The sequence below is a fragment of the Quyinboa ferrireducens genome (assembly GCF_042436675.1).
Taxonomy (GTDB): domain Bacteria; phylum Bacteroidota; class Bacteroidia; order Bacteroidales; family UBA5342; genus JBHJHP01.
Window position 1 is genome coordinate 12,871 of the sequence record NZ_JBHMVA010000009.1, and the last position, 23,205, is coordinate 36,075.

18 protein-coding genes are annotated in these 23,205 nt (G+C 41.8%); 7 read left to right on the top strand and 11 right to left on the bottom strand.

Annotated features, from left to right (window positions below):
* The first annotated feature begins 42 nt into the window (after window positions 1-42).
* The 3 genes from ACE01N_RS12955 to gnd are packed head-to-tail and all read left to right on the top strand — an operon-like array spanning window position 43 to window position 3,876.
* Window positions 43-1,122: a sugar kinase gene (locus ACE01N_RS12955; RefSeq protein WP_380589578.1), complete on the top strand. Its 1,080-nt coding sequence runs from the start codon at window positions 43-45 to the stop codon at window positions 1,120-1,122.
* A 10-nt stretch (window positions 1,123-1,132) separates the two neighbouring features.
* Window positions 1,133-2,407, top strand: coding sequence for a nickel-dependent putative hexonate epimerase (locus tag ACE01N_RS12960; RefSeq protein WP_380589581.1), 1,275 nt, complete (start codon window positions 1,133-1,135; stop codon window positions 2,405-2,407).
* Window positions 2,408-2,421: 14 nt separating this feature from the next.
* Window positions 2,422-3,876: a decarboxylating NADP(+)-dependent phosphogluconate dehydrogenase gene (gnd, locus tag ACE01N_RS12965; protein ID WP_380589584.1), complete on the top strand. Its 1,455-nt coding sequence runs from the start codon at window positions 2,422-2,424 to the stop codon at window positions 3,874-3,876.
* 73 nt (window positions 3,877-3,949) lie between these two features.
* On the opposite strand, the gene ACE01N_RS12970 is transcribed toward gnd, so the two are convergent.
* From ACE01N_RS12970 to larE, 6 genes are read right to left on the bottom strand one after another with little or no spacing between them, the layout of a single operon-like run.
* Window positions 3,950-5,746, bottom strand: coding sequence for a TonB-dependent receptor plug domain-containing protein (locus ACE01N_RS12970; protein WP_380589587.1), 1,797 nt, complete (start codon window positions 5,744-5,746; stop codon window positions 3,950-3,952).
* Between the two features lie 55 nt (window positions 5,747-5,801).
* Window positions 5,802-6,203, bottom strand: coding sequence for a nickel-responsive transcriptional regulator NikR (gene nikR / locus ACE01N_RS12975; protein ID WP_380589590.1), 402 nt, complete (start codon window positions 6,201-6,203; stop codon window positions 5,802-5,804).
* A 12-nt stretch (window positions 6,204-6,215) separates the two neighbouring features.
* Window positions 6,216-6,950, bottom strand: coding sequence for a hypothetical protein (locus ACE01N_RS12980; protein ID WP_375727257.1), 735 nt, complete (start codon window positions 6,948-6,950; stop codon window positions 6,216-6,218).
* 2 nt (window positions 6,951-6,952) lie between these two features.
* Window positions 6,953-7,690 (bottom strand): nickel pincer cofactor biosynthesis protein LarB, encoded by a 738-nt coding sequence (gene larB / locus ACE01N_RS12985; protein WP_380589593.1) that lies wholly within the window; start codon window positions 7,688-7,690, stop codon window positions 6,953-6,955.
* Window positions 7,680-8,867: a nickel pincer cofactor biosynthesis protein LarC gene (gene larC, locus ACE01N_RS12990; protein ID WP_380589596.1), complete on the bottom strand. Its 1,188-nt coding sequence runs from the start codon at window positions 8,865-8,867 to the stop codon at window positions 7,680-7,682. Before larC ends, larB begins: the two co-directional genes overlap by 11 nt.
* 28 nt (window positions 8,868-8,895) lie before the next feature.
* On the bottom strand, window positions 8,896-9,732 hold the full coding sequence (gene larE / locus ACE01N_RS12995) for an ATP-dependent sacrificial sulfur transferase LarE (RefSeq protein WP_380589599.1): 837 nt from the start codon (window positions 9,730-9,732) through the stop codon (window positions 8,896-8,898).
* A gap of 326 nt (window positions 9,733-10,058) precedes the next feature.
* Here larE and ACE01N_RS13000 point away from each other — a divergent pair, with 326 nt between their 5' ends.
* The 4 genes from ACE01N_RS13000 to ACE01N_RS13015 all read left to right on the top strand — a co-directional run bounded on the left by ACE01N_RS13000 (window position 10,059) and on the right by ACE01N_RS13015 (window position 12,893).
* The gene (locus ACE01N_RS13000; protein ID WP_375727261.1) at window positions 10,059-10,574 is read left to right on the top strand and encodes an aminoacyl-tRNA deacylase; all 516 of its coding nucleotides are present in this window, start codon (window positions 10,059-10,061) and stop codon (window positions 10,572-10,574) included.
* 85 nt (window positions 10,575-10,659) lie between these two features.
* Window positions 10,660-11,553: a patatin-like phospholipase family protein gene (locus ACE01N_RS13005; RefSeq protein ID WP_380589603.1), complete on the top strand. Its 894-nt coding sequence runs from the start codon at window positions 10,660-10,662 to the stop codon at window positions 11,551-11,553.
* A 284-nt stretch (window positions 11,554-11,837) separates the two neighbouring features.
* A complete protein-coding gene (locus tag ACE01N_RS13010; RefSeq protein WP_380589606.1) occupies window positions 11,838-12,692 on the top strand; it encodes an SPFH domain-containing protein in 855 nt (284 codons plus the stop codon).
* A gap of 12 nt (window positions 12,693-12,704) precedes the next feature.
* Window positions 12,705-12,893, top strand: coding sequence for a type II toxin-antitoxin system antitoxin (locus ACE01N_RS13015; protein WP_375727263.1), 189 nt, complete (start codon window positions 12,705-12,707; stop codon window positions 12,891-12,893).
* Between the two features lie 156 nt (window positions 12,894-13,049).
* Here ACE01N_RS13015 and ACE01N_RS13020 read toward each other — a convergent pair whose 3' ends face one another.
* The 5 genes from ACE01N_RS13020 to ACE01N_RS13040 form a co-directional block, all read right to left on the bottom strand.
* A complete protein-coding gene (locus ACE01N_RS13020) occupies window positions 13,050-14,066 on the bottom strand; it encodes a glycoside hydrolase family protein (protein ID WP_380589609.1) in 1,017 nt (338 codons plus the stop codon).
* A 12-nt stretch (window positions 14,067-14,078) separates the two neighbouring features.
* Window positions 14,079-16,913, bottom strand: coding sequence for a glycoside hydrolase family 2 protein (locus ACE01N_RS13025; protein ID WP_380589612.1), 2,835 nt, complete (start codon window positions 16,911-16,913; stop codon window positions 14,079-14,081).
* A 3-nt stretch (window positions 16,914-16,916) separates the two neighbouring features.
* Complete coding sequence (locus tag ACE01N_RS13030; protein WP_380589615.1) at window positions 16,917-19,763, bottom strand: glycosyl hydrolase; 2,847 nt, start codon at window positions 19,761-19,763, stop codon at window positions 16,917-16,919.
* Window positions 19,764-19,955: 192 nt separating this feature from the next.
* Window positions 19,956-21,080 carry a glycoside hydrolase family 88/105 protein gene (locus ACE01N_RS13035; protein ID WP_375727267.1) on the bottom strand — a complete coding sequence of 375 codons (1,125 nt, stop codon included), beginning with the start codon at window positions 21,078-21,080 and terminating at the stop codon, window positions 19,956-19,958.
* Window positions 21,081-21,102: 22 nt separating this feature from the next.
* Window positions 21,103-23,205, bottom strand: a complete 2,103-nt coding sequence (locus tag ACE01N_RS13040; protein WP_380589618.1) for a TIM-barrel domain-containing protein — start codon at window positions 23,203-23,205, stop codon at window positions 21,103-21,105.

Below are 23,205 nucleotides of genomic sequence, written 5' to 3' on the forward strand. Positions count from 1 at the left end.
GATCCAAATAAATTGATAAAGAAAACCGATAAAATTTATAAAATGAGCCTGACATTAAAAGATAATTGTAAATATTCTCTTATTGTTCCAACAAGTATGGGAGTAAGAATAACTCCCGAAAATGGTCAACCTGTGCATAGCAGCGATACATTTAAGCTGCAGGCTACAAGTGCAGAAACCAATGTGGCCAGCATTCCTTCTTTTCTGGGTCTGCCGGTAAAGGTGCTGACAACATTTGTGAAAGGGAGTCCGATTGCACAATTTATTAAGGGTAACCTTCGAAACCGTCACATGGATTATGAAGGTCCTGAGGTTGAACAGGGTGATCCCTGGGGATATCGTCACCAGTTTAATATTGCCGACAGTGGTTATGGATCACGGGGACCAAGGGTGCATAATGACCGTGCCGGTGAAGTGGGCCGGACCCTCAATGTGAAAGATTTTGATCTGGAACGAATTTTTGGTGAAGAAGGTGTACAAATTATACACCTGTCTGGTCTGATTGCAGCATTATCTCCTGATACCAGCGAGTTCTGTCTGCAACTGGCAAGAGCGGCTAAAAAACATGGTACGCGCATTTCGTTCGACCTGAATTACAGGGCATCTTTCTGGAAAGGTCGTGAAAAGGAATTGAGCGAAGCCTTTAAGGAGATAGCTTCTGTTTCTGATATTCTGATTGGAAACGAGGAAGACTTCCAGCTGTGTCTTGGCATTAAAGGTCCTGATGCAGGCGGAAAAGGTATCGAAGAAAAAATTGACGGATTCAAGGAAATGATTGGCCGTGTTAAGCAGGCATTTCCGAATGCATCTGTATTTGCTACCACTTTGCGTGAGGTTGTCAATGCGAATCATCACATGTGGGGAGGCATTATGCTGGAAGGAACAAACTGGCATGTGGTGAACCTGCGTGATATTCATGTGCTGGACCGTATTGGTGGAGGCGATGGTTTCGTAGGCGGTTTGTTATATGGTATTTTAAAACAATGGGATCCTGAAAAATGGATTCAGTTCGGATGGGCAACGGGTGCCATGGCAACCACATTCCTTACTGACTATGCGCAACCTGCAGATGAGGAAATGGTCTGGAGTATATGGGAAGGCAATGCCCGCGTAAAACGATAAAATAAATTCTATGCTTTATTATCAAAGAGGTTCAGAAACAGATGTACTCACATCAGAAGACCTGAAACAGGGAATTCTGGAGGCATTTGGTAAGATTGGTGACCGCAAAAAGATTCTGGCTATTCCGCCGGATTTTACACGGTATCATTCCCGTGCCGGTGAAATCACATCTATTATATATAAAGAAGTAGGTGATAAGCTTGCCGACGTACTACCTGCATTGGGTACACATGCAGGCATGACAGAAGCAGAACTGACGCAGATGTATCCCGGAATTCCACTGGATAAATTCAAAGTACACGACTGGCGTAACGATGTGGTTGAAGTTGGTCGCGTTCCGGGGGCAGTTGTAAAAGAATATACAGATGGGATGCTGGATTATGAATGGCCCGCACAGCTTAATAAGATGATTCTGAATGGTGGCCATGATCTGATCCTGTCCATCGGTCAGGTGGTACCTCACGAGGTAATTGGAATGGCCAATTACAATAAAAATCTTTTTGTGGGTACGGGTGGTCCTGAAGGCATTAATAAGAGCCATTTTGCCGGAGCAGTTTACGGCATGGAACGTATTATGGGACGTGCCATAAATCCGGTTCGTAAGCTTCTGAATTATGCTTCGGATCATTTTATAAAGGATTTGCCGGTGGTGTATATTCATACGGTTGTTGGGCGCGATGACAGTGGCAAACTGGTAACGCGTGGTCTTTATATCGGTGACGATCTGGATGTGTTTACGCTGGCAGCTGACCTGTCGCTGAAAGTGAACTTTACCATGCTGGATAAACCACTGAAAAAAGTGGTCGTCTATCTTGATCCTACAGAATTTAAAAGCACCTGGCTTGGCAATAAAAGTATTTACCGTACGCGCATGGCCATTGCTGATGAAGGTGAGTTGATTGTCCTTGCTCCCGCACTGAAAGAATTCGGGGAAGACAAAGAAATTGACCGGCTGATTCGGAAATACGGTTACCGTACCACTCCGGAAGTGCTTGACTTTGTAAAGAACAACGAAGACATTCAGAATAACCTGAGTGCGGCGGCTCACCTGATTCATGGATCAACCGAAAACCGGTTCAGTGTAACGTATTGTCCGGGTCACCTTACTGAAGAGGAAATCCGTTCGGTAAATTATAACTACGGGAAGCTTGATGAAGCCATGAAGAAATATGATCCTGAAAAACTGAAAGACGGATTCAATCTGGTTGATGGTGAAGAAATATACTACATCTCCAATCCGGCTATCGGTTTATGGGCAGAAAAAAGCAGATTTATTAAACAATAGAAATATAAAACACTATGGAAGCTAAATCAGATATCGGGTTAATTGGCCTGGCTGTAATGGGTGAAAACCTTGTGTTAAACATGGAAAGCCATGGTTATACAGTCAGCGTATTTAACCGGACTGTAGAAAAAGTTGACAAATTTATTGAAGGTCGTGGAAAAGGTAAAAAATTCTACGGCGCACACAGTATCGAAGATCTCGTAAAATCCCTTAAAAGACCACGTAAAGTAATGATGTTGGTTAAAGCGGGTCAGGCGGTGGATGATTTTATTGAAAAAATCATTCCATATCTTGAAGAAGGAGATATCATCATTGATGGTGGTAATACACACTTTCCGGATACGATACGCAGAACAAAGTATGTGGAAAGCAAAGGACTGCTTTATATCGGAACCGGTGTTTCAGGTGGTGAGGAAGGTGCGTTGAAAGGTCCTTCAATCATGCCGGGAGGTTCAGTTAAGGCATGGGAACATGTGAAACCAATCTTCCAGTCTATTTCTGCAAAAGTGGAAGACGGCACACCATGTTGTGACTGGGTAGGAGCAAACGGCGCCGGGCACTTTGTAAAGATGGTGCATAATGGCATTGAGTATGGCGATATGCAGTTGATTTGCGAGGCCTATCAGATAATGAGCGATCTGTTAGGTATGAGTGCTGATGAAATGCATGAAGTATTCAAGGAATGGAATACCGGCGTTCTGGATAGTTATCTCATTGAGATTACCCGTGATATTCTTGGATTCAAAGATGAGGATGGTGAACCAATGGTAGAAAAAATACTGGACACTGCAGGACAAAAGGGTACAGGAAAATGGACCGGTGTAGCTGCTTTGGATCAGGGTATCCCGTTGACGTTGATTGGTGAAGCGGTTTTTGCACGTTGCTTATCGGCTCAGAAAGATGAAAGAGTAAGGGCATCTAAGATTCTTACAGGTCCTGAAAAATCATTTGATGCAGACAAAAAGGCATTTGTTCAGGATATCATGCAGGCCTTATATGCATCCAAAATAGTATCGTACGCACAGGGTTATGTGCTGTTACAGGATGCAGCCAGAGAATATGGCTGGGATCTTAATTACGGTGGTATTGCGTTGATGTGGCGTGGTGGATGTATCATCCGCTCAGCATTTCTGGGACGTATTAAAGAAGCGTTTGATAACGATCCAAAACTTGAAAACCTGTTGCTCGATCCTTATTTTAAAGGAGAAGTTAATAAGGCGCAGGCCGGATGGCGTAATGTGGTAGCTACCGCAGCCAGCAAGGGAATTCCTGTACCGGCATTTTCTACTGCACTGGCATATTTTGACGGATACCGTACAGAACGTTTACCGGCAAATCTGCTTCAGGCGCAACGTGACTATTTCGGAGCACATACCTACGAAAGAGTGGATCAGCCCAGAGGTAAGTTTTTCCATACCAACTGGACAGGTAGAGGAGGTGATACTTCTGCATCTACATACGATGTATAAAAATAAATATACAGATTTAGAAAATGATAAAAAAGAGCGGTTTATAAGCCGCTCTTTTTGTTTTATAACCTGACTATAATGTTAGTTTAATCCCCACTGAAAAATTAATTTCCGGCATTGGATACCTGTAATTAATTTCGTATTTCTGGTTCAGCAGGTTATTGGCCATAACAAATACACTTGCGTTTTTCTGAACCTGTGCCTGAACACGCATATTCAGTAAGGTGTAAGATTGTTTTATATCAGGATTTAAAGATGTATAAAGATTTTGAATGTGTTGCGTTGAAATATTTACATTAAATATCTTGTAGTCGTAATTGGCACTTACATTAAACTGGTGCTCAGGAGCTGCAAGCAATGGTTTGCTAAGGTTTAAATAGCTGTAGTTGCCATGCAGGTGCAGGTTTTTTGCAACCCTGTAGTTTATCGCAAACTCAATTCCCTTATTTGTAAACGAACCGGAATTACTTCTCACATAATTAGCTGTCTGAATCATGTTTTTTGCATTTACAAGAAATAATGTTAGTTCTGTATTCAGTTTTCCTTCCCTGTATTGTTGTATCCAGCTAATATCGTAATTGAAAAGTTTTTCTGGTTTCAGATCCTGATTTGGTGCAAAAAGGTACATTTCCATCATGGTAGGGCTTCGAAATCCTTTGGATGCAGAAGCTTTAAGCGATGTATTACTGCCAGGGTTGTAGGTTAATCCGGCCATTGGGACAAGTTCATTGCCATAATCAGAGTTATTTTCTATGCGTAATCCGGCCGTTAATGAAAGTTGTTTGCAAATACTCTGTTGCACATAAGCATAACCGGCCACTTCAGTTATAAGGATGAGGCTGTCCCTCGCCATTCCCATATTGGCTTTCCCTCCGTATTGTTTAGCGTCGATGCCAACAGTAATTGAATTGCCTTTAAATGCTTTGAACGTCTGGTAAATCATCATACCACTGTTACGGTCGGTGGAGTACCAGCCGTCAGATAAGTCGTGTGTGCCAAAATTGTTAAACAGTTTGATGGCTCCTTCGGATTTATCGAACTTGTTCTCCAGTGAAACAGCTGCTTTTCCTCTTAAAATATTAATGCCGAAAAGTTCCGGTTCACCACCGTATATTGAGTCGTGGGCTATGAATTTGGCCATATTCAGGTCTGCGGTAAGGTTGAAATGTTTATTTATTTGGTATCCAAGTTTTAAATAACTGTTGAATATTTTAAAATCGCTGTTCTCCCGTACTCCGTCGGTCTGGTCGTGATTGACAGAGGCAAATACACTGAGCTTATCCTTTTTATAACCCAGTGTTCCGTATAATTTTTTTGTATTGTATGATCCGTACGATGCTCCTAAATTACTTTTAAAACCTTCGTCATTCTGCTGTTTTGTGATGATGTTAACAACGCCCGCCATGGCATTTGATCCATACAGAATAGAACCGGGTCCTCTGATAATTTCCACTTTCTTAACATCAGAGGCCACATAAGCATCGGGTAGAGGATGTCCGAATATTCCCTGGTACTGAGGATCACCATCAATCAGGACTAAAACATCGGTATTTGGTGTGCCACTTACCCCACGTATGCTAATGGCTCCGGCTCCACCGCTTGAAACTCCAAACCCCAGAATATTACGTTCCGTGACAAATATTCCGGGAGAATAAGTGCTCAATGTTGGCAAAATATTTATTTCACCTGTGTTTTCAATTTCTTCGTTTGAGATCTGGCTTACCGAAAGTGGGATAAGTTTTCGTGAGACTTCTTTTTTGGATCCTGTTACAACTATTTCGTTGATTTTTATGGTGTCCTTTAGGTTTTCAGCATGTAGTCTGCTTATGAATAACAGGAGCATAGCAACTGCCAGATGGTGTTTTTTCATGGGATAAATTGATTAATGATAAGATTAATTGCTTTACAGGAGGTTACGTATTGAGTTATTCAATAGAGGAGATGACAAAATCTCCATGTTGAATCCCCTTAATTGCCATTAGTTTATTACTGATTTTGATAATTTTTTGTGCCGGTCCTTTTACTGCTACTGTTTCAATGCAGTTTTTTTCGTCAAGATGAATATGCTGACTTGATAGCACCAGACAGTTATATTCATGTTTTAAGCTGGCAATTTCACTGTGCAAACGAGCTATCCTGTGATCATAAATCAGAACGACGGCGCCTGTAACAAGCTTGTTGTCTTCAATATTTTTTTCACTTTTATACTTACTGATAAGATATCTCAGCGCCCTTGATCTGTTCGGGAAGCGTTGTTCTGTAACAATGTGATCCAGATCGTTTAACAGATCTTCTTCCAGCGATACTCCAAAACGTGTAACTGTCATAATATTAAATTTTTACCAACCAAAAAACTGCATTCCCAGGCCTGAGATTAATATGCCCAAACCGGCAATAAGGTGAAAATACCTGTCTCCGTTTTTGATTTTTATTGTTGATGTTCCTTTAAATCCTAAATAAACCACCAGTAGCATGGTCAATATAGTAGCTATTCCAAAAACAATGCTTACGGATGCAATTCCCATTGCACTGAATTTAGCTGCAGGAAATATCAGCAGAGGGATCAGTACCTCGCATGGTCCAAACACAAAAATCAGGAACAGAATCCATGGCGTTATTTTAGTCACATCTTCTGTGTTGTCATTTACCTTTACTTCTTTATTGAGTAAATAGGGTTTGTGTGTTACCATATGTTGCAGACGCCGTATTTTTTTGGGGACAAGAAATTTTGGGAGATGAAAATGTTTCCCCCGGGTTATAAATTTGAAGATTCCATAAGCTGTATAAAGCAATCCGAAGGTTAGCAGCATATAACTTACAATATTTCCCCGGTGTGATTCTATCAGTTCCAGTTTTGACAAACTGATTCCCAATGCAATGCCAATAACACCCAGTGCAACAGAACCCAAAATATGACCAACACCAGAGATGAATGTAATCCACATGGTACGCGTTTGGGTCCAGTTACGTGCTTTACTTAACACAATAAAAGGGATGTAATGATCCGGTCCTGTTGCTGTATGAAAGAAACCCAGAAAGGCAGCTGTTCCAAGTAATAAATACAGTTCACTCATGGTTATAATTGATTAATAAGCGATGCCTGGCAGGCTGCTCCAAACCCGTTATCAATATTCACAACACTTATTCCGCTGGCACAACTGTTCAGCATAGTGAGCAAAGCAGAAATGCCGTTGAAGGATACCCCATAACCCACGCTGGTTGGTACGCCAATAACAGGTTTGCTGACTAGACCACCTACAACACTGGCTAAAGCTCCTTCCATTCCGGCTACAACAATAATGACCCGGGCATCCTGAATAACTTTAAGCTTATTGAAAAGCCTGTGAATTCCTGCAACACCCACATCATAAACTGTTTCAACCCGGTTATTCAGAAAGCGAGCCGTTTCGGCAGCTTCTTCAGCTACCGGCATATCAGAAGTTCCGGCTGCAACTATGGCAATGTATCCTTTATTTAAGGGTTCCACTTTGTGCTTGTAAGTTATGGTTTTTGCCAATTTGTTGTATGAGGCATGCGGGATTACACTCCGGACAAATTCATACATCTCTTCCGTTGCCTTAGTCGCCAGGATATTGATGCCTTTCTGGTGAAGCCGTTCAGCAATTTTTACAACCTGATCCACTGTTTTGCCTTCAGCGTATATTACCTCCGGGATACCGGTGCGTTTCAGACGGTCAGTATCCAGGGCAGCAAATCCCATTTCTTCGATACCTTTGCCGGATAGCTCTTTAACAGCCAGATCTAGATCCAGTTTGCCATCCTTATAAAGGTTCAGAATATCTTTAATTTCCATTTTGTAATGCGTTTAATGCAGCTTTTTCGATGTCAGAAACCGAAACATTATTTTGCACGGCCAGTAATTTGCAGTCTTCAAACTCGGGTTTACTGTGCAGTACTTTGCCGCCATAATAACTCAATTTAATATGGACATCGCCATACTCTGTTGTTACAATCTGTTCGTCCCTTGTCAGCAGGTGTTTTTGAATAATATGTTGCTCCCGAATTCCGAGCGTGGTGGAATGTTTAAAAAGTACTTCTTTCAGAATTTTTGCTTTATCAGGTACACAAAGCACTGAGATCATTTGCGCCGGTCTGGATTTCTTCATCACGATCGGCGTAAACCACACATCACTTGCACCTTTGTCCAACAGGATATCCATTAAAAACTCAAAATGCTCGGGCTTCATATCATCTATATTGCATTCAAGGACTGTTGCGTTTTCAGATTTTACATCCTTGTCAGGTTGTGATGATTCCAGGAGGTAAACTCTGAGAACATTAGCCACTTCAGAAACATCCCGCTGACCAATGCCGTAAGCTGTTTTGCTGATCGGAAATTCTATGTTGTTTGTAAATTCATCTACGGTTGCAGCCAGAATAGCAGCTCCGGTTGGTGTGGTTGCCTCGTGCTGAACCAAACCGGTTCTGACCGGAATATTTTCTACTATCAGAGCAGTGGCCGGCGCCGGCACAGGCATTATGCCATGGGCACATTTTACGGTTCCTCCACCGAGCTGAACCGGTGACGATAAAACTTTATCGACTTTGAGGTAATCCAGGCAAATAGCTGCACCAACTATGTCCGCAATGGAATCCAGCGCGCCCACCTCATGGAAATGCACTTTCTGAATATCAATATCATGCACCTTTGCTTCTGCCACCGCAATCCGGTTGAAGATATTCAGCGCTGTCTTTTTGACCTGATCCGAAAGGGTACTGTTGTTTACGATCTCCTCTATATGGCGCAAATGCCGGTGCTTTTCATTTTCAGGATTTTCAATGATGATTGTGGCCAGGCTTCCGTTAATGCCTCTTCGGGCAGCCTTTTCTGTTTTAAGCTGAAAGCCTTCAATATTTAATTTTTGAAGCTCCTGTCTTAAATAGTCCGGATCAACACCCAGATCAATTAATGCGCCCAGGTTCATATCTCCGCTGATTCCGGCGAAGCAGTCATAGTATAATATTTTCATGTGCAGATATATCTAAATTGTCATAGTCTTATTTTCCAATTGCCCTGTTTAACTTTCCGGATACCAGACCTTCGCTGTCGATCACAACCTGATTGAAGCCAAGAGCCGTAATCTTACTTACAATTTCATCTTTTTGGTCGTTTAGTCTTTCCATATCTTCTTTTAAAACCTCAATTTTTCCATAGGTTTCAAAATGCCTGACCCTGACATCATTGAAACCATGGTCGTTTAAAATATTCTCGGCCATCTCAACCTGAAGGAGTTTCTCTTTTGTCACTTTATGTCCGTATGGCATACGGGAACTTAAACACGGACTGGCAGGTTTGTCCCAGTTAGGCAACTCGAAATAGCGGGCAATCTCACGCAATTCCTGTTTGGTTATTTTACAGTCGACCATGGGAGAGAGGACATTCAGTTTTTGGGCTGCATCAATACCAGGGCGATAATCACCCAGATCATCATAATTGGTTCCACTTAATACTTTAAAGAGCGGATATTTCGCTGCCATATTTGAAAGATCAGTAAACAGATGTTCCTTACAAAAAAAGCAACGGTTAACAGGATTCGAGTTATAACGCTCATCGTTTAATTCCGTGGTTTTTATCACCTCAAGGTTGATATCAAACGTATTGCAGAAATCCTGAGCAAGCATAAAGTCCTTTTGTTTCAGACTTTCAGAGTTTGAAATTACGCCAATAACATTTTCTTTCCCCTGAAATTTTCTTGCCAGGTATAACACCAGTGTGGAATCTATCCCACCCGAAAATGCAACAATGGATCCGTTATAGTGTGAAAACCATATTTTAAGGGCATTGAGTTTTTCCTGTAATTCAGTATTGAGAAACTTCATAATAATTCGTGACACGATTTAATTAAAAGTAACACAAAATTATCAAAACATTTGACGTAGCCAATTCTAAATTACATTCTGTATCCTTTTATAATTGCACAACATAATTTTTTAGATTGCAGACACTTATTTTTTTGAAATTAATTCTTTAAATTGTAAGTGTCAGATTTGTTCTGTATGCAAGTATTCCTTTATCAATCTGTTAGCTTGGATTATCCGGTTGGTAAACGTTCAGAGCTCCCGGCTTCTCTCAACTGATTTGACTCAGGTCTTTAATCAGCTACAATAATAAAGAAGGGCACAGGTCCTGTATCACTTATAATAATCCTAAAGTTTATAGTATGCCTGCAAAAAAGTTAAAAGCGTTTTTGAACGCTAATAATATACGATACGATATATTGTTTCATCCGATGGCCAACACATCGCAGGAGAAAGCAGCGAAAGTACATATTTCGGGAAAAGAGTTTGCAAAAACTGTTATGCTGAAAATTAATAATAAAATGGCAATGGCCGTTTTACCCGCATCTTATCAGGTTGATTTTGACATTCTTAAAATCATGCTTGGAACAACAAATATAAAACTGGCAACCGAATCAGAGTTCAAAGCGATGTTTCCGGATTGTGAGATTGGTGCAATGCCTCCGTTCGGTAATCTTTATGGAATGGATGTATTTGTGGCTGAATCCCTGACCGAAGATGATGAAATAGCATTCAATGCGGGAACACATACGGAGTTGATCGTTATGAATTACGAAGATTATGAACGGTTGGTAAATCCAAAGGTATTTAGGTTTTCATGGAAGACAGTGGCCATACCGCATGATCCGGCAGAACGTTGGGAGCTGGACTATTATTAGATTGTTACTTCTCATAATAATGCGTGAAAACCACCCTTTTTGAGGTGGTTTTTTATTACATTAGTTGTGTTAAACATCTAATTGTATGGAAAAGAATATTGCACTTGTTTTGTCAGGAGGTGGAGCAAGGGGGATATCTCATATTGGTGCCATTGAGGTTTTGGAAAAAGAAGGATTCAAAATTGCATCTGTAACAGGTACTTCTATGGGGGCACTGGTAGGTGGTATTTACGCTCTTGGCAAGCTGAATGAATTTAAAGAATGGATTATTACCCTTGATAAACTAAAGATATTCAGTCTGATTGATTTTACGTTAAGCAGTCAAGGCCTCGTAAAAGGGGACAAACTGCTGAATAAGATGAAAGATTTTATTCCTGATGCAAATATTGAGGATCTGAAGATCCATTATGCAGCTGTCGCTACTGATATTATAAAAAAGCGGGAAGTTGTTTTTACCAAAGGAAGTGTATATGATGCCATCCGGGCTTCGATAGCTATTCCAACGGTTTTCACTCCTGTTAAAAATGATGGTAGTCTGTTAGTTGATGGAGGTTTGCTGAATAACCTTCCCATTAATCGGGCAAAACGAACGAATGGCGATTTATTGGTTGCAGTTAATGTAAATGCCAGTATTCCGGTTTATAGACCGAGAATGACACAGGAAGAAAGTGCATTACAAGAGTCGGTATATCTGAAGAAGGTGAAAGGTTTTAATGCACATTTGAAAAAAATCAGACAGCAAAACCACCATGAAACAATGGGGTATTTTGATTTGATTAGTAAAACTATCGGAATTATGTTGAACCATAATGTGGAAACTTCCTTGGAGCGTCATCCCGTTGATGTATTAATCAATATTTCTCGTGATACCTGCGGGACATATGATTTTTTTAAGGCAGAAGAACTAATTGAAATTGGTAAGCATGCTGCTTATGAGAGTATTAAAGATTTAAAAGCAATAAAGAAAAATTCATATTGAGAACCTTTCTTCCGGTAAATCACCAAAAAGGGAGTGCGCCTTAAAGTTGCACTCCCTTTTTGGTGTTAAAGTTTTTTTATTCCGGTTCAGTCACATTTTTTCTTATAAGCAAGATTGCTACTACTATTATAGCTGTAAATGCAGATAATATAAAAAGATCGCATGGTTATTCTGTAGAAGATTTATTTACCATGGAGCTTTCTTAATTTCAGGAAAAGCGTATTGTCTTTCTGATAAATATGATGTATATTTGATATCATATTAATATCATAAATTTTGAACTGATGAAAACAGATAAGGAAGTATTGGCCGTTAACGGATACCTTATGTCGACCGTTGTACTGGCAGTTATAATTGCCGGAGTGTATGTATTTATTTACGACATGGTTTGGATAGGACTTATTCTGATTGCACTGACCATATTTCTTTTAAAAGGGTTTTTTGTGGTCAATCCCAACAGTTCAAGAGTACTACTGCTGTTCGGCTCCTATTACGGAACAGTTAAAAAGAACGGTTTTGGCTGGGTGATTCCCTTTTACTATAAGACCAGGGTGTCGTTAAGGGCCAGGAATTTTGAAAGTGAGCGTTTAAAAGTGAATGATAAACTGGGCAATCCAATTATGATAAGTGCTATATTGGTATGGAAGGTAAGTGATACCTATAAGGCCATGTTTGATGTAGATAATTATGAGGCCTTTGTAAAGATTCAAACAGATGCTGCCGTACGTAAACTGGCCGGTTCATATCCTTACGATCAATTTGAAGATGAGAACAGTTCCATCACATTAAGTTCAAATTTTGAGGAGGTTAATAAAAGTCTGGAAGAAGAAATTTCGGAACGACTGAGTATTGCAGGTATTACGGTTATCGAGGCACGTTTAGGTTATTTGGCCTATGCTCCGGAAATTGCGCAGGCGATGCTTAAAAGACAGCAGGCAACAGCAATTATTGCAGCCAGGGCTAAAATAGTGGAAGGTGCAGTTGGTATGGTGGAAAGTGCACTGGATTTACTTTCTGTGAAAAAGATTATAGAATTGGATGAAGATAAAAAGGCTGCGATGGTCAGCAATCTTTTAACGGTATTGTGCAGCGACAGCGATGTTGAACCGGTTATAAATACCGGAACATTAAATCATTAAAGATTTTAATTTATGAGTGACAGAAAATCATTTGCATTGAGGATAAATGCTGATTTGATGAAAGCAGTGGAGAAATGGGCCGCAGATGAATTTAGAAGTACTAACGGACAGCTGGAATGGATTATACATAAAAGCTTAAAAGACGCAGGACGATTGAAGCAGGATAAAACTAAATCCAACTCTTCTGATTTGGAGAAATAAAGCCAAAAGAAATCTTCACTGGTTTCAAGATAGTCACCGGGTGAATAAAAAAAATAATGTAACTATTCACCCGGTGACTAAAATCTTAAGATTTTAGTTCGCTATGTTAGGGCACTTTTCTGCTTAGGGCTTCGTTTCAAGCGAAACCCTCAGTTGTTATTTTGGCTCTGTCATGTTGATATACACCGGCTTATTCCTGTCGCAAATAATGTTACCATCTTCATCTGTTTCAAGTTCAGCAACCTGAATTAAGGAGCGTGCTTTCTCATGGTCACTGCCACCCGGATTATTTCTTCCCGGATGGGTAAAGTAGAAGATATACGCACGGTCATTATTAACAACAACATCGGCATGCTGCCCGATAACCTGATCTTCTTTACCAGTTCCCGGCACATCAAGAATACGGTTAGGCTGTCTTATCCAGTTCAAAGCATCGTCAGATTTGAATACTCCCAGTCCGCGCCATTCATCTACTAACATGTAATATTCACCTTTCCACTGGAATACATTCGGTCCTTCACCACGTTGCTTTCCATTGAGGGTGATCAGACCTTTATCTGTCCAGTTGTATAAATCAGGACTGTCTGCATACCAGATAGATTTCCCGGCTTTTTCATTGTTATACCACATGCGCCATGTGCCATCCGATAGTTGAACCACACAGGCATCAATAACTTTGTCGGTTGCCAGTTTTAACTGAGAATCAAAATCCCAGTGAAGCAGATCTTTACTGGTGTAGTGATCTATGTGTCGGGGATGACTCCAGTTGGTAAATATTCCCGGAACCAGGGTTATGAACATATGATACAGGCCGTCGTGCCATACGACTTCAGGAGCCCAGTATGTGATGCTGTCCTTGTCTGATTTAAAATCTGCATCTGCAACGTAATGCCAGGATGCGCCACCATCTTTTGATTCTGCAATGCCGATCGGAGTACCATGTACCCAGCTGACATCATTGCCGTGCGCGAGTGTTGCTCTACGGTTTGTATAAAACATGTACCAGCTTTTGGTTTCCCTGTTCCATATGACTGACGGATCTGCTGCTCCGTCAAATATCGTATCGCGGTATAAAGGCTTATCCGCCAGTTTGGGTTCCGTTACCTTATCAGGCCCTTTGCATGTACCAGCTGTAAGAATAAAAATTAAAGCTAAAAATTTAAGTGTTTTCACGTTTGTTGCGTTTTATTGTGGTAATCCAAAATAGAAATATAATTTCCGTTTAACTGGTTTTTGCATCACATTCAGTTCTCCTGAAGGACCTAATCGCTCTGTATTCATACTGATGTTTATCCAGAGTTTGGTTCCGGTTGGAGGAATGCCGTCAAGGAAGGAGATATCTCCTTTGGGCAAACGTGGCAACGTTTCAGGTGCCGAGAGTGAACAAAAATCGAACAGGCGTACAAAAAGATCCTTCTGCTCAGCTACTACAAGGAAATGGCCTTCAACGGTGTTAAAATCCATCCATGCAATGTTTGAAAAGTACCCTTTGAATTCCGGGTAATCCCACGGTGATGATCCGGTGTACGTATTGTTATAGAAGGCTTCATATACATCATAGTTTCCACCCTGAAGCCTGTTTTTCCAAACACGGTAAGGGCCGTGTCCCAACCATTTTACGCCCATGATTCTGGACTCAGGATAGTCGAAAGATACACCTGTAAAGCTCTGCTTACCATCCTGCATATATTCATAGTCAAGGCTTACCCAACCGGTTGGGTTCATGGTCCACTTGATCATTTTCAGGTCGCCTTCAAACAGAAATTCAACGCTGTAACCATCGTCCGATTTATACTGTTTCATTTCTTTCAGCGTCTGAGGAACATCGCTTACAGAAACCGGACCGTTTTTAAACGATAACGGAAGGCTTCGATCGTTCCTCAGTGCCTGTATAGTTCCGTCTGATTTTTTCAGGATCAGCGTTACTTCACCGCCATGAAGACTAATGGTTTCATCATCTTCGCTTACATCAACTGATCCGTTTTCCCATATTACCAATTGTTTTCTGACGTCATTATTGGTTTTGATCATCCAGCTCCAGTCCAGCACTTTGTTTCCGGCAGGGTCGATGGCTTCCAGCAATAATCCGTCGTACGATTTCCAGTCTGAAGGAAGATCCAGTTGCAACGATCCGCTTTTTACCGGTGCCACGTCAGGCGAAGTGGCTGTGGATGCATATTTTGTTTCGTATCCGTACCTTCTGTTTGCAGGCTTGTTAAAATCAACCAGTTTCCAGTTGAATGTACATTTATCCAGATTCGTAAAATGGTATCTGTTTTCAACCGGAATAGTACCATTAAAATCATCCGGCAATGTTTTCATACTGATTTTAATGGGAGAGAAGATTTCCTTCATCGCAGGATAGCTTCCTTCCTTTTCGCGGTGTGGCCCAACAATGCCATCTGGTGCATTGACCCTGTTTACATCAATATATCCGTTTAAATCTGTGCGTGAAATACCTTCATCTACAAAAGTCCAGAGAAAACCACCACCCGAAAGTTTTTCATTCCAGAAAAGTTCCCAGAAGTCGTACAGGCTGGCAGCCATACCACCGTCATCCTGTCCGTGCAAAAATTCGGTAGGCATATAAATATTGGGTCCCTTCAGAATGTTTTTACAGCTGTAATAGTCTTCGTAATGGTTACAATCGATGCCGTTAAAGTCATTGCCCGGTTTATGGTGTGCATGAATAACAGGGCGGTTGGAAAGATCCCATTTGCCATAATCGTCATCCAGGTCAAAATTGTGACCGCCTTCATTACCGTTACTCCAGAATATAACCGAAGGATGGTTCAAGTCGCGTTTTACCATTTCTTCCACCAGTATTTCACCCGATTTTGTATCGTATGCATTCTGCCATCCTGCAAGTTCGTCAATGACGTACAATCCCAGAGAATCGCAATAATCCAGAAATACTTTATCCGGAGGATAATGTGAGCAACGCACAGCATTCAGGTTCAGATCTTTCAGCATTTTCACATCCTTCAGATTCAGTTCGTCATTCAGACAACGCCCTGATTCCGGCCAGAAGGCATGACGGTTGATGCCTTTCATTTTAATTTTGGTACCGTTAATATAGATGCCGTCTTCCTTTCGGATCTCAATGGTTCTGAACCCAAATTTATCGGTGGTTTTATGCAACACGGTTTTGCCGTCAAGTAATTCAATATTAACCAAATAAATAGCAGGAGTTTCCTGTGTCCATGGCTTGATATTCTTTACGTTACCGGTCAATGTCGTCTTTGAATCGTCCGCCGAAATTTTGCCTTTCAGTACAGCATATTCATTGCCGTCATAATCAGTGATGATAGCTTTTATAGTGCGTTTTTTAGTCAGGCCTTTTGTGAACACGTCCATTGCGAAACTTCCATCTGCTTTGGCATTTACAGCAACGTAGTCAATGTGTTCTTTTGGCGCCGATTCAAGATAAACCGGTCTGTAAATTCCTCCAAATATCCAGTAATCCGCATACCTCTCAGCCCGGTTTACCGATTTGTTGGATGACATTTTACTCACCGTTACTTCAAGAAGGTTATCTGCCCCGTAATTCAACAGGTCTGAGATATCGTACTTAAACCGGTAGAATGAGCCCTGATGTATAGGACCGGCAGATTTGCCGTTGATCTTTACCTCTGTGTCGGTCATTGAACCTTCAAAAACAATACTGACATCCCTGTTCTTCCAGTCCGCAGGGACATTAAATGTGTATTTGTAAAGCCCCTTTTCATCAGCAAAACGGAAGTCTTTGCCATATGTCATATAATCGCGGCCATAGTCGTAATTTCCAAATCCCTGCTGTTCCCAGTGCGAAGGAACCTCAATAGTTGTCCAAACGCCACTGTTTCTTCCACCGGTGCAGAAAAAGTCCCAGGTTTTGGTATCCAGGTATCCTTTCCCTGAAAGATACTGAAATTCTGTTTTTGTATTACCAGCATGGGTTGGGATGAAAAACACGCACATCAGTGTGGCAATGGCATATTTTCTGAAACGCATAAGTGCATCTATATTAAGGTACTTCATATATTATTGTTTTTTCAAGGATGTTAAAACCACGGGGCCCGTCAGTCCTGATGGAACCGGCTCCCAGTTGATAGCAGTGAATTTTCCGTCAGGTCCCATATTTTCCCTGAGATGAGCTGCAAAATTAATGTTGTAAAATATCCGGTATGGCATGTGGTGTTTATCCATATAGATGATTCGGTTTGCCATTTTGTTTGTAACATAAACTTCCAGCTTATTCTGATCCTGAACTAAAGAGGAATCTATCACAAGGGTGAAATCCGGACCGGTTAACGTGCCCAATGAATTTCCATTCAGGAATACTTCTGCTGTTTCATTCACGGTTCCAAGATCCAGTTTCCATGCATCGGTAGAAGCTTCCGGCTTACTGAACTCGGTACTGTAAACTGCAGTTCCTGAGAACCACGAAGCTGGTTCGCTAAGACTTGTCCAGGAGCCTAAACCAACATTTTGTACTGATTCCGGAATTTCAGGTCCACCATCTTTAAATACCAGGTTCCAGTTTTTATCCAGAGCAACGACTGCGCTGCCTTCTGTCCAGTAGGGATAAGGATCGGCTGCCACATCTTTGTTCCATATTTGCAGAATCAGTGATTCACCCTGATTAAGCACAAGATGAACCGTTGTTTTATTGCCATCTTCCTTTAGTTGTGTTTTACCGTATTCCCCGGTTTCAGGGTTGTAAATCAAAACTGATTTTGCTTTCGCGTTCAGGTTGATCCATTTATCTACAGCATTACCCGACCAGTTGGTCACAAAATATGTTTTGGCATGACCGTCATTCAGACGAATGAATCCCAGATTATCAGCAGCCAGCTCTTCAGGAACTATTCCGGCTTCATTCAGCATTGGCTGATGTTCGGATCCAACTAAAACTTTACCTTTTTCAGAATTATAACTGCTAAATCCATCTACATCTGTTGCCGGGCCCAATTCATCAACAATCAGGTTGAGATCATTCTGGCGGGATTCCAGGTTTCCAAGCCCCGGAACATCATCAGGAAGAGCCCCCATAAAGATTACGGTAGCACCCTGTTTGGAAAGATCGGTCAGCTTTTTGAATGTTTCAAGGGATATATAATCCAGTTCAGGAACCAGTATCGTTTTGTATGTGGCATCACCGCCGGTTTTAATCAGTTTGCCGTCTGCTGAAAGATCTTTTACCATTCTGTCAGAAATGAAATCAAAAGTGTAACCTTCTTTCTGGAGTTCTTCTGCCAGGTTGTAAACGTTTGATCCGTGTTGTGCGCCATGATAATGCTGCATGCCTGTGTGATCGTATTTCATCCAGTCATCTTCAATGGGGAAATAAACCAGGATGTCGTTATCAGCAGTCCCTCTCTGTAAAAAGGATTGTACCCTTGTTACATATGTGTTGAAAGCCGGGAAGTCACGCCACAGCGGATTGGTAGGAGCATAGTGTACGGCAGCGTAGAACATTCTTCCGGGCCATCCTTCGCTCTCGGGCGAAAAAGCAGTACCATGGTATACAATGTGGTTGATTCCTCCAATCAGATAACGGTCTACATTTTCTTTTGTATCTGCCAGATTTGCCAGGAAGTGTTCACGCAACCATGTAGCAGCTTCTGCAGACGTTAGTTTTTTACCGGTAATATGAGCTGCCGATGAAGCAAATTTAATGTTCAGAATATCGGTTCCCTCTGTTTCCGGAATATCGCTGGCTGCGTAGAGATCCAAAATATTCGCCGGAGAGCCATGTCCCTGGTTACGGATAATTTTACCCTTATTTTTAGCCCATTCTTCCCATGGAACAGTGTAGTTTTCCAACAACATATCAGATATAGTCTGGCGGTAGTCGCAACGGATCCGCTGTTGTTCTTCTTTGGTGGTCATTCCAAGCAGTGCCGGTAATTTTTCCTTCAGATCATAACCTCTTCTTTTCTGGAATTCGCTGAAAAATTCCGGTGTCCAGTTTGCTTCTCCGCGGGCATCATCCACTTCGTACGAATCGTTAAAAAATGCACGTAAACCCGAAATGTCATGACCTTTAAAACTTTCATCAAAATGATTCAGGTAATCACCAATGGCCTGTTTTGAAAAGTGGTCGATCACATCGCCTTCGCCACCCGGTCCGGCACGTTCCACCATTTTACCATGCATTCCGGGGAAGGCTGCTATAATGGTCCAGTCTTTATCTGTTGACCAGTTCAGCATGCCATTTTCATCAATCTTATCAGTTACCTCAAACACTTCACCATCTTTAGCAAAGGCCATCACTGTAACCGGTTTTAATGTGACCGGAAATCTGACCTGGTCGAAAGCATAAACCTGCAGACTGTCGTTTTTTGCAATGGGGTATTTCAAATCCTTGAATGAAGCACGTTTTCCAACGGCCCTCATAATAGGAGCCTGTTGCATTTCTATTTTTTCTTCCAGTTTTGTGCCTGCAGGAAGATCCCATGTCTTAAACGTGACATACTTACACGCATCTTTGGGTTCAACCCACGGACCTCCAAACGGCCAGCCTGAAGCCAAAGCCATATCAATGCCCATGTTGTTGTCCTGAGCTGCTTTCAGCGTATGTTCCAAACGTTGCATCCATTTGTCAGAAGTGAAATTAATGAACTCACTTTCCTGACCTTTAACGCCATAAATCGGAGTTATTTCCATGCCTCCTAATCCGGCTTTGGCATAGGTTGACATAGCCGTAGATATGTCATCATCTTTTACGTTACTGCCCATCCACCACCATCTGGCCCATGGTTTGGTAATATTGGTGACTTCCGGCCAGCCGGCTTTTACGTCTTCTTTTTGTGATGAGGAAGAGTTGCAGGAAATTCCCATTGTTATTATTCCTGCAATAATAAGTGCCTTAAAAATTTTATTCATTGGATGTAATTTATCTGATTTCTTTTTGGATATTAATGTTGTGCTGTGGTTATCATTAGTTAAATCCTCCGTCCCGATAGCCATCGGGACCACCTCCTTTTTGCCTCGATACGTCCTTCTAAACAAGGACTACTCAGCAGCTAAAGAGGGACAAACCGCTTTGGCTTGTGTCCTGATACCTGATACTTGTGTCTATTCCAATTTATACACTTCTGATCCGGCCATAAGAAAGCAGCCTAAGCCGTAGTCTTCAAAATCAGGGACACTGTCATAGGTTACAGGCTGACCATCTTTGGGTTCTTTACCTGTTCCCTGGACAAAGCCTAAAAATCCGTTTTTGTGTACACTTTCTTTTACCATGGCATTCCATGCCTTTGTGACAACCGGGAGATATGTGTTTCTGTCCAGTAAACCATTGTTAATGCCCCAGGCCATACCGTACACAAAAAGTGCTGTACCAGTTGTTTCTTTTCCGCCAAAATGATCCGGGTCATGCAAGCTGACATTCCAGAATCCGTCTTCGCGTTGGATCGGGACCAAAGCACTGGCCATCTCATAAAATGTTTTTTGGTATTCGTTGCGGTGAGGTGCATCATCAGGAATAATATCCAGAACCCTTGTCAATGCTGCAAATACCCATCCGTTACCGCGGGACCAGTAGCAGTCTTCGCCGTTTGGTTCCTTATATGGAGGATCAAAATCTGCATCGCGCCACCAAAGCTTATCTTTGGGATTATAAAGGCCGTTTAATCCAAACTGGGTTTTTGTATACATGTACATGTCGTACATTTTTTCAAAATAGCGGTCGTCGTTATAGAGAACTCCTAGTTTTGCGAAAATCGGCATACCCATCTGAATGGCATCAATCCAGCTCCAGTCGTCATTCTGCGGTGTATTGACCACCATATCAATGCACACTTTAACGTTTTTAATGCGTTCAGGGTGCGGTTCAATATTATAAAGGTCAATATAGGTTTGCCCTGCGCACTGGTCATCTGCATTCCGGGTTGTATTTCCATTGCGGAATCCCCATTGATGAAACTCTGACCAGTCGAGCGCATATTTGTAATACTCTTCTTTTGGATAGATGGAATACAATGCCATCAGTCCTTCATAGTAAACGCCACGTGTCCAGATATTACTGGGTCTTTCGCGGTTTGTGATAATGGTTTTTCCTACATCCGGCCATTTGTCCATAAAGTATTTGTTGGTCAGGATCATGGTTTTTAACACTTCATTCCTGTCAGGAATATTCTGTGCGGTTACCATTAAAGAACCGAACAGAAAAAAGAGGCTTGCAATTTTAATAAGTCTCATAATTCAGAAATTTAACGTTTGTTTATTTCCAACCTTCAGCAGCTTCAAGTGCTTTCAGATCAGGTTTTTTTGATGCTATGGTTAATGATTCTTCGTAAAGTGCATTCAAATCTCCAAGTTCAATGGTTGAACCTTTGCGGATAAAGAATGGTATTTTATGCAATGGAGCCTGAACAGTGATGTAAGAACCTCCCTTGTATTCTTTCCCTGTATTCCACGCATCTACCCATGTTTCTCCTGCCGGAAGGTAGAGTTTGTGTTCCACATCTTTATTCTGCCATATGGCTGAAACCAGAATATCCGGTCCGAACATATAAGTCTGCCAGCCGTTCCATGCTTCTTTTTGCTCCGGATAAACCAGAAACAGGGGTCTGACTATAGGCGTTCCTTCTTCGTTAGCTTTAGCCGATAGCTCATGGATATACGGTGCAAGTTTGTAATGAATTTTTGAATACAAACGCCAGGTGGCAATCAGTTCCGAATCATAGGAGGGTTTAGTAGGGTTGCTCCAGAATGCCAGGTTGTTGGTCGGGCCTACTTCCATAATAGGAGAGAAGCACCCGAATCCCAGCCAGCGTAATGCTGTTTCACGCGAGAACTGTCCCCAGTAACCACCAATATCTGAACCCCAGTTTGGATAACCCATTACAGCACATCGTTGTACGCCGATAATAGCTGATCTCAATCCTTCGGGCTTACCATTGGTATCTCCTGCCCACATGGCTCCATACCTGGAACTGCCCGTATATTCTGCCCGCGGGAATAACACAAAATCGTCGTCCAGTACAGGTTTTACAGCATCGTATGTAGCTTTCACATACTGCCTGGGATAATCGTTATAATTTTCGCGATATGTAGTTTCAATGCTGGTACGTAAGTGCAGTGAATCGGCCAGTTTTTCACCGTCTGCCCGGTCAAGTTTAAAACCCTTAACGCCCATTTTAGCCAGTTTGCCAGGGCCATTCTTTCCCCACCATTCCACAGCTTCGTCGTTGGTAAAATCCATCAGTACGGAAGGTGTGTTGAACCATGGTTTACTCACCAGTCCGTAGTGGTGCTCTTCAGCGTAATCAGCCATATCACCCATTACAAAAGGTCCTATCCAGAGCATCAGTTCCTGATCTTTGCTGTTGATCCATTTGATCATGCCTTCCGGATCGGGAAATTCTTTGGTATCAAACTTATAATCATCAAATCCTCTCGGGCCCGGTCCCCACGGACGGTCGATCCACTGTGCGGTTACCGGTATGTCAAACGCTTGCATCATCAGTACGTCTTCCACCATGTCGGTATTGTAAGGTGCCTTTTTTGTGGTGCCGTCATAGTAGGTCTTTTTATTAAAATGCTGGTCACGCCATCTCCACGGGCCAAATGCCCACTGTGGAGGAATAATGGAAGGTCCCGCATCGCGTGCATGTTGCTGTACAACCTGCATTGGATTTCCGTTCACGTAAAGTTTGAAATTCAGTTCAGGTCCTTCAAAAGCTACTTTCACGAGTTTCGGATTGCTTTTGCAAAAATCAAATACCCCGGGCCATGTGCCTTTAACAAAGAGGCCATAGTTTTCTGATGATACATAAAACGTAGCATAGGCAGAAACTGTTGGTTTCAGTTTAACATCCATTTTGGTTCCCCGAAGGTTTAATGCCGTTTGAATTCCATCTGCCCATGACGCACTTTGATTTCCATCAACTACGCGCTCAAATACACCGGTAAAGTATTCATTGGGCACGGATTTTATATTTAAAAGCCATTCAGACGGAGGTTCCGGTGTGGTGGTGGATAAATTCAGATCGAAATTTACACTGTCTCTTTTGATTCTGAATGTGACTTCTGTTTCCTCATCCAAAGGCCAGCTGAACTCGATCTGATTCTTAATAGATGCATCAACCTCAGGATCTCCCTTAACCCAGGTTGTATCGTTGTTTTTAATAAAACCGATACTGCCGGTCGACTCATTTTCAGGAACAATGGCAATACTGTGTGTGCCATTGGGGATTAAAAACGCGGGATATTCATCCTGAAGAGAAACTTTTATTTCCCTTTCCATGGATTCTTTGCAGGAAAAGGAAACGGCAACCAATGCAAGTAGCAGTGAGAGCCTGATGTAGAATCTTTTTTCCAT

Excerpts from the sequence above, each read along its gene's own strand:
- ACE01N_RS13000 (WP_375727261.1), top strand. The coding sequence starts at position 10,059 with ATGCCTGCAAAAAAGTTAAAAGCGTTTTTGAACGCTAATAATATACGA.
- larB (WP_380589593.1), bottom strand. The coding sequence starts at position 7,690 with ATGGAAATTAAAGATATTCTGAACCTTTATAAGGATGGCAAACTGGAT.
- ACE01N_RS12960 (WP_380589581.1), top strand. The coding sequence starts at position 1,133 with ATGCTTTATTATCAAAGAGGTTCAGAAACAGATGTACTCACATCAGAA.
- ACE01N_RS13030 (WP_380589615.1), bottom strand. The coding sequence starts at position 19,763 with ATGAATAAAATTTTTAAGGCACTTATTATTGCAGGAATAATAACAATG.
- ACE01N_RS13005 (WP_380589603.1), top strand. The coding sequence starts at position 10,660 with ATGGAAAAGAATATTGCACTTGTTTTGTCAGGAGGTGGAGCAAGGGGG.
- gnd (WP_380589584.1), top strand. The coding sequence starts at position 2,422 with ATGGAAGCTAAATCAGATATCGGGTTAATTGGCCTGGCTGTAATGGGT.
- ACE01N_RS13015 (WP_375727263.1), top strand. The coding sequence starts at position 12,705 with ATGAGTGACAGAAAATCATTTGCATTGAGGATAAATGCTGATTTGATG.
- ACE01N_RS12955 (WP_380589578.1), top strand. The coding sequence starts at position 43 with ATGAGCCTGACATTAAAAGATAATTGTAAATATTCTCTTATTGTTCCA.
- ACE01N_RS13010 (WP_380589606.1), top strand. The coding sequence starts at position 11,838 with ATGAAAACAGATAAGGAAGTATTGGCCGTTAACGGATACCTTATGTCG.
- ACE01N_RS13025 (WP_380589612.1), bottom strand. The coding sequence starts at position 16,913 with ATGAAGTACCTTAATATAGATGCACTTATGCGTTTCAGAAAATATGCC.
- larC (WP_380589596.1), bottom strand. The coding sequence starts at position 8,867 with ATGAAAATATTATACTATGACTGCTTCGCCGGAATCAGCGGAGATATG.
- ACE01N_RS12980 (WP_375727257.1), bottom strand. The coding sequence starts at position 6,950 with ATGAGTGAACTGTATTTATTACTTGGAACAGCTGCCTTTCTGGGTTTC.
- nikR (WP_380589590.1), bottom strand. The coding sequence starts at position 6,203 with ATGACAGTTACACGTTTTGGAGTATCGCTGGAAGAAGATCTGTTAAAC.
- ACE01N_RS13040 (WP_380589618.1), bottom strand. The coding sequence starts at position 23,205 with ATGGAAAAAAGATTCTACATCAGGCTCTCACTGCTACTTGCATTGGTT.
- ACE01N_RS13035 (WP_375727267.1), bottom strand. The coding sequence starts at position 21,080 with ATGAGACTTATTAAAATTGCAAGCCTCTTTTTTCTGTTCGGTTCTTTA.
- ACE01N_RS12970 (WP_380589587.1), bottom strand. The coding sequence starts at position 5,746 with ATGAAAAAACACCATCTGGCAGTTGCTATGCTCCTGTTATTCATAAGC.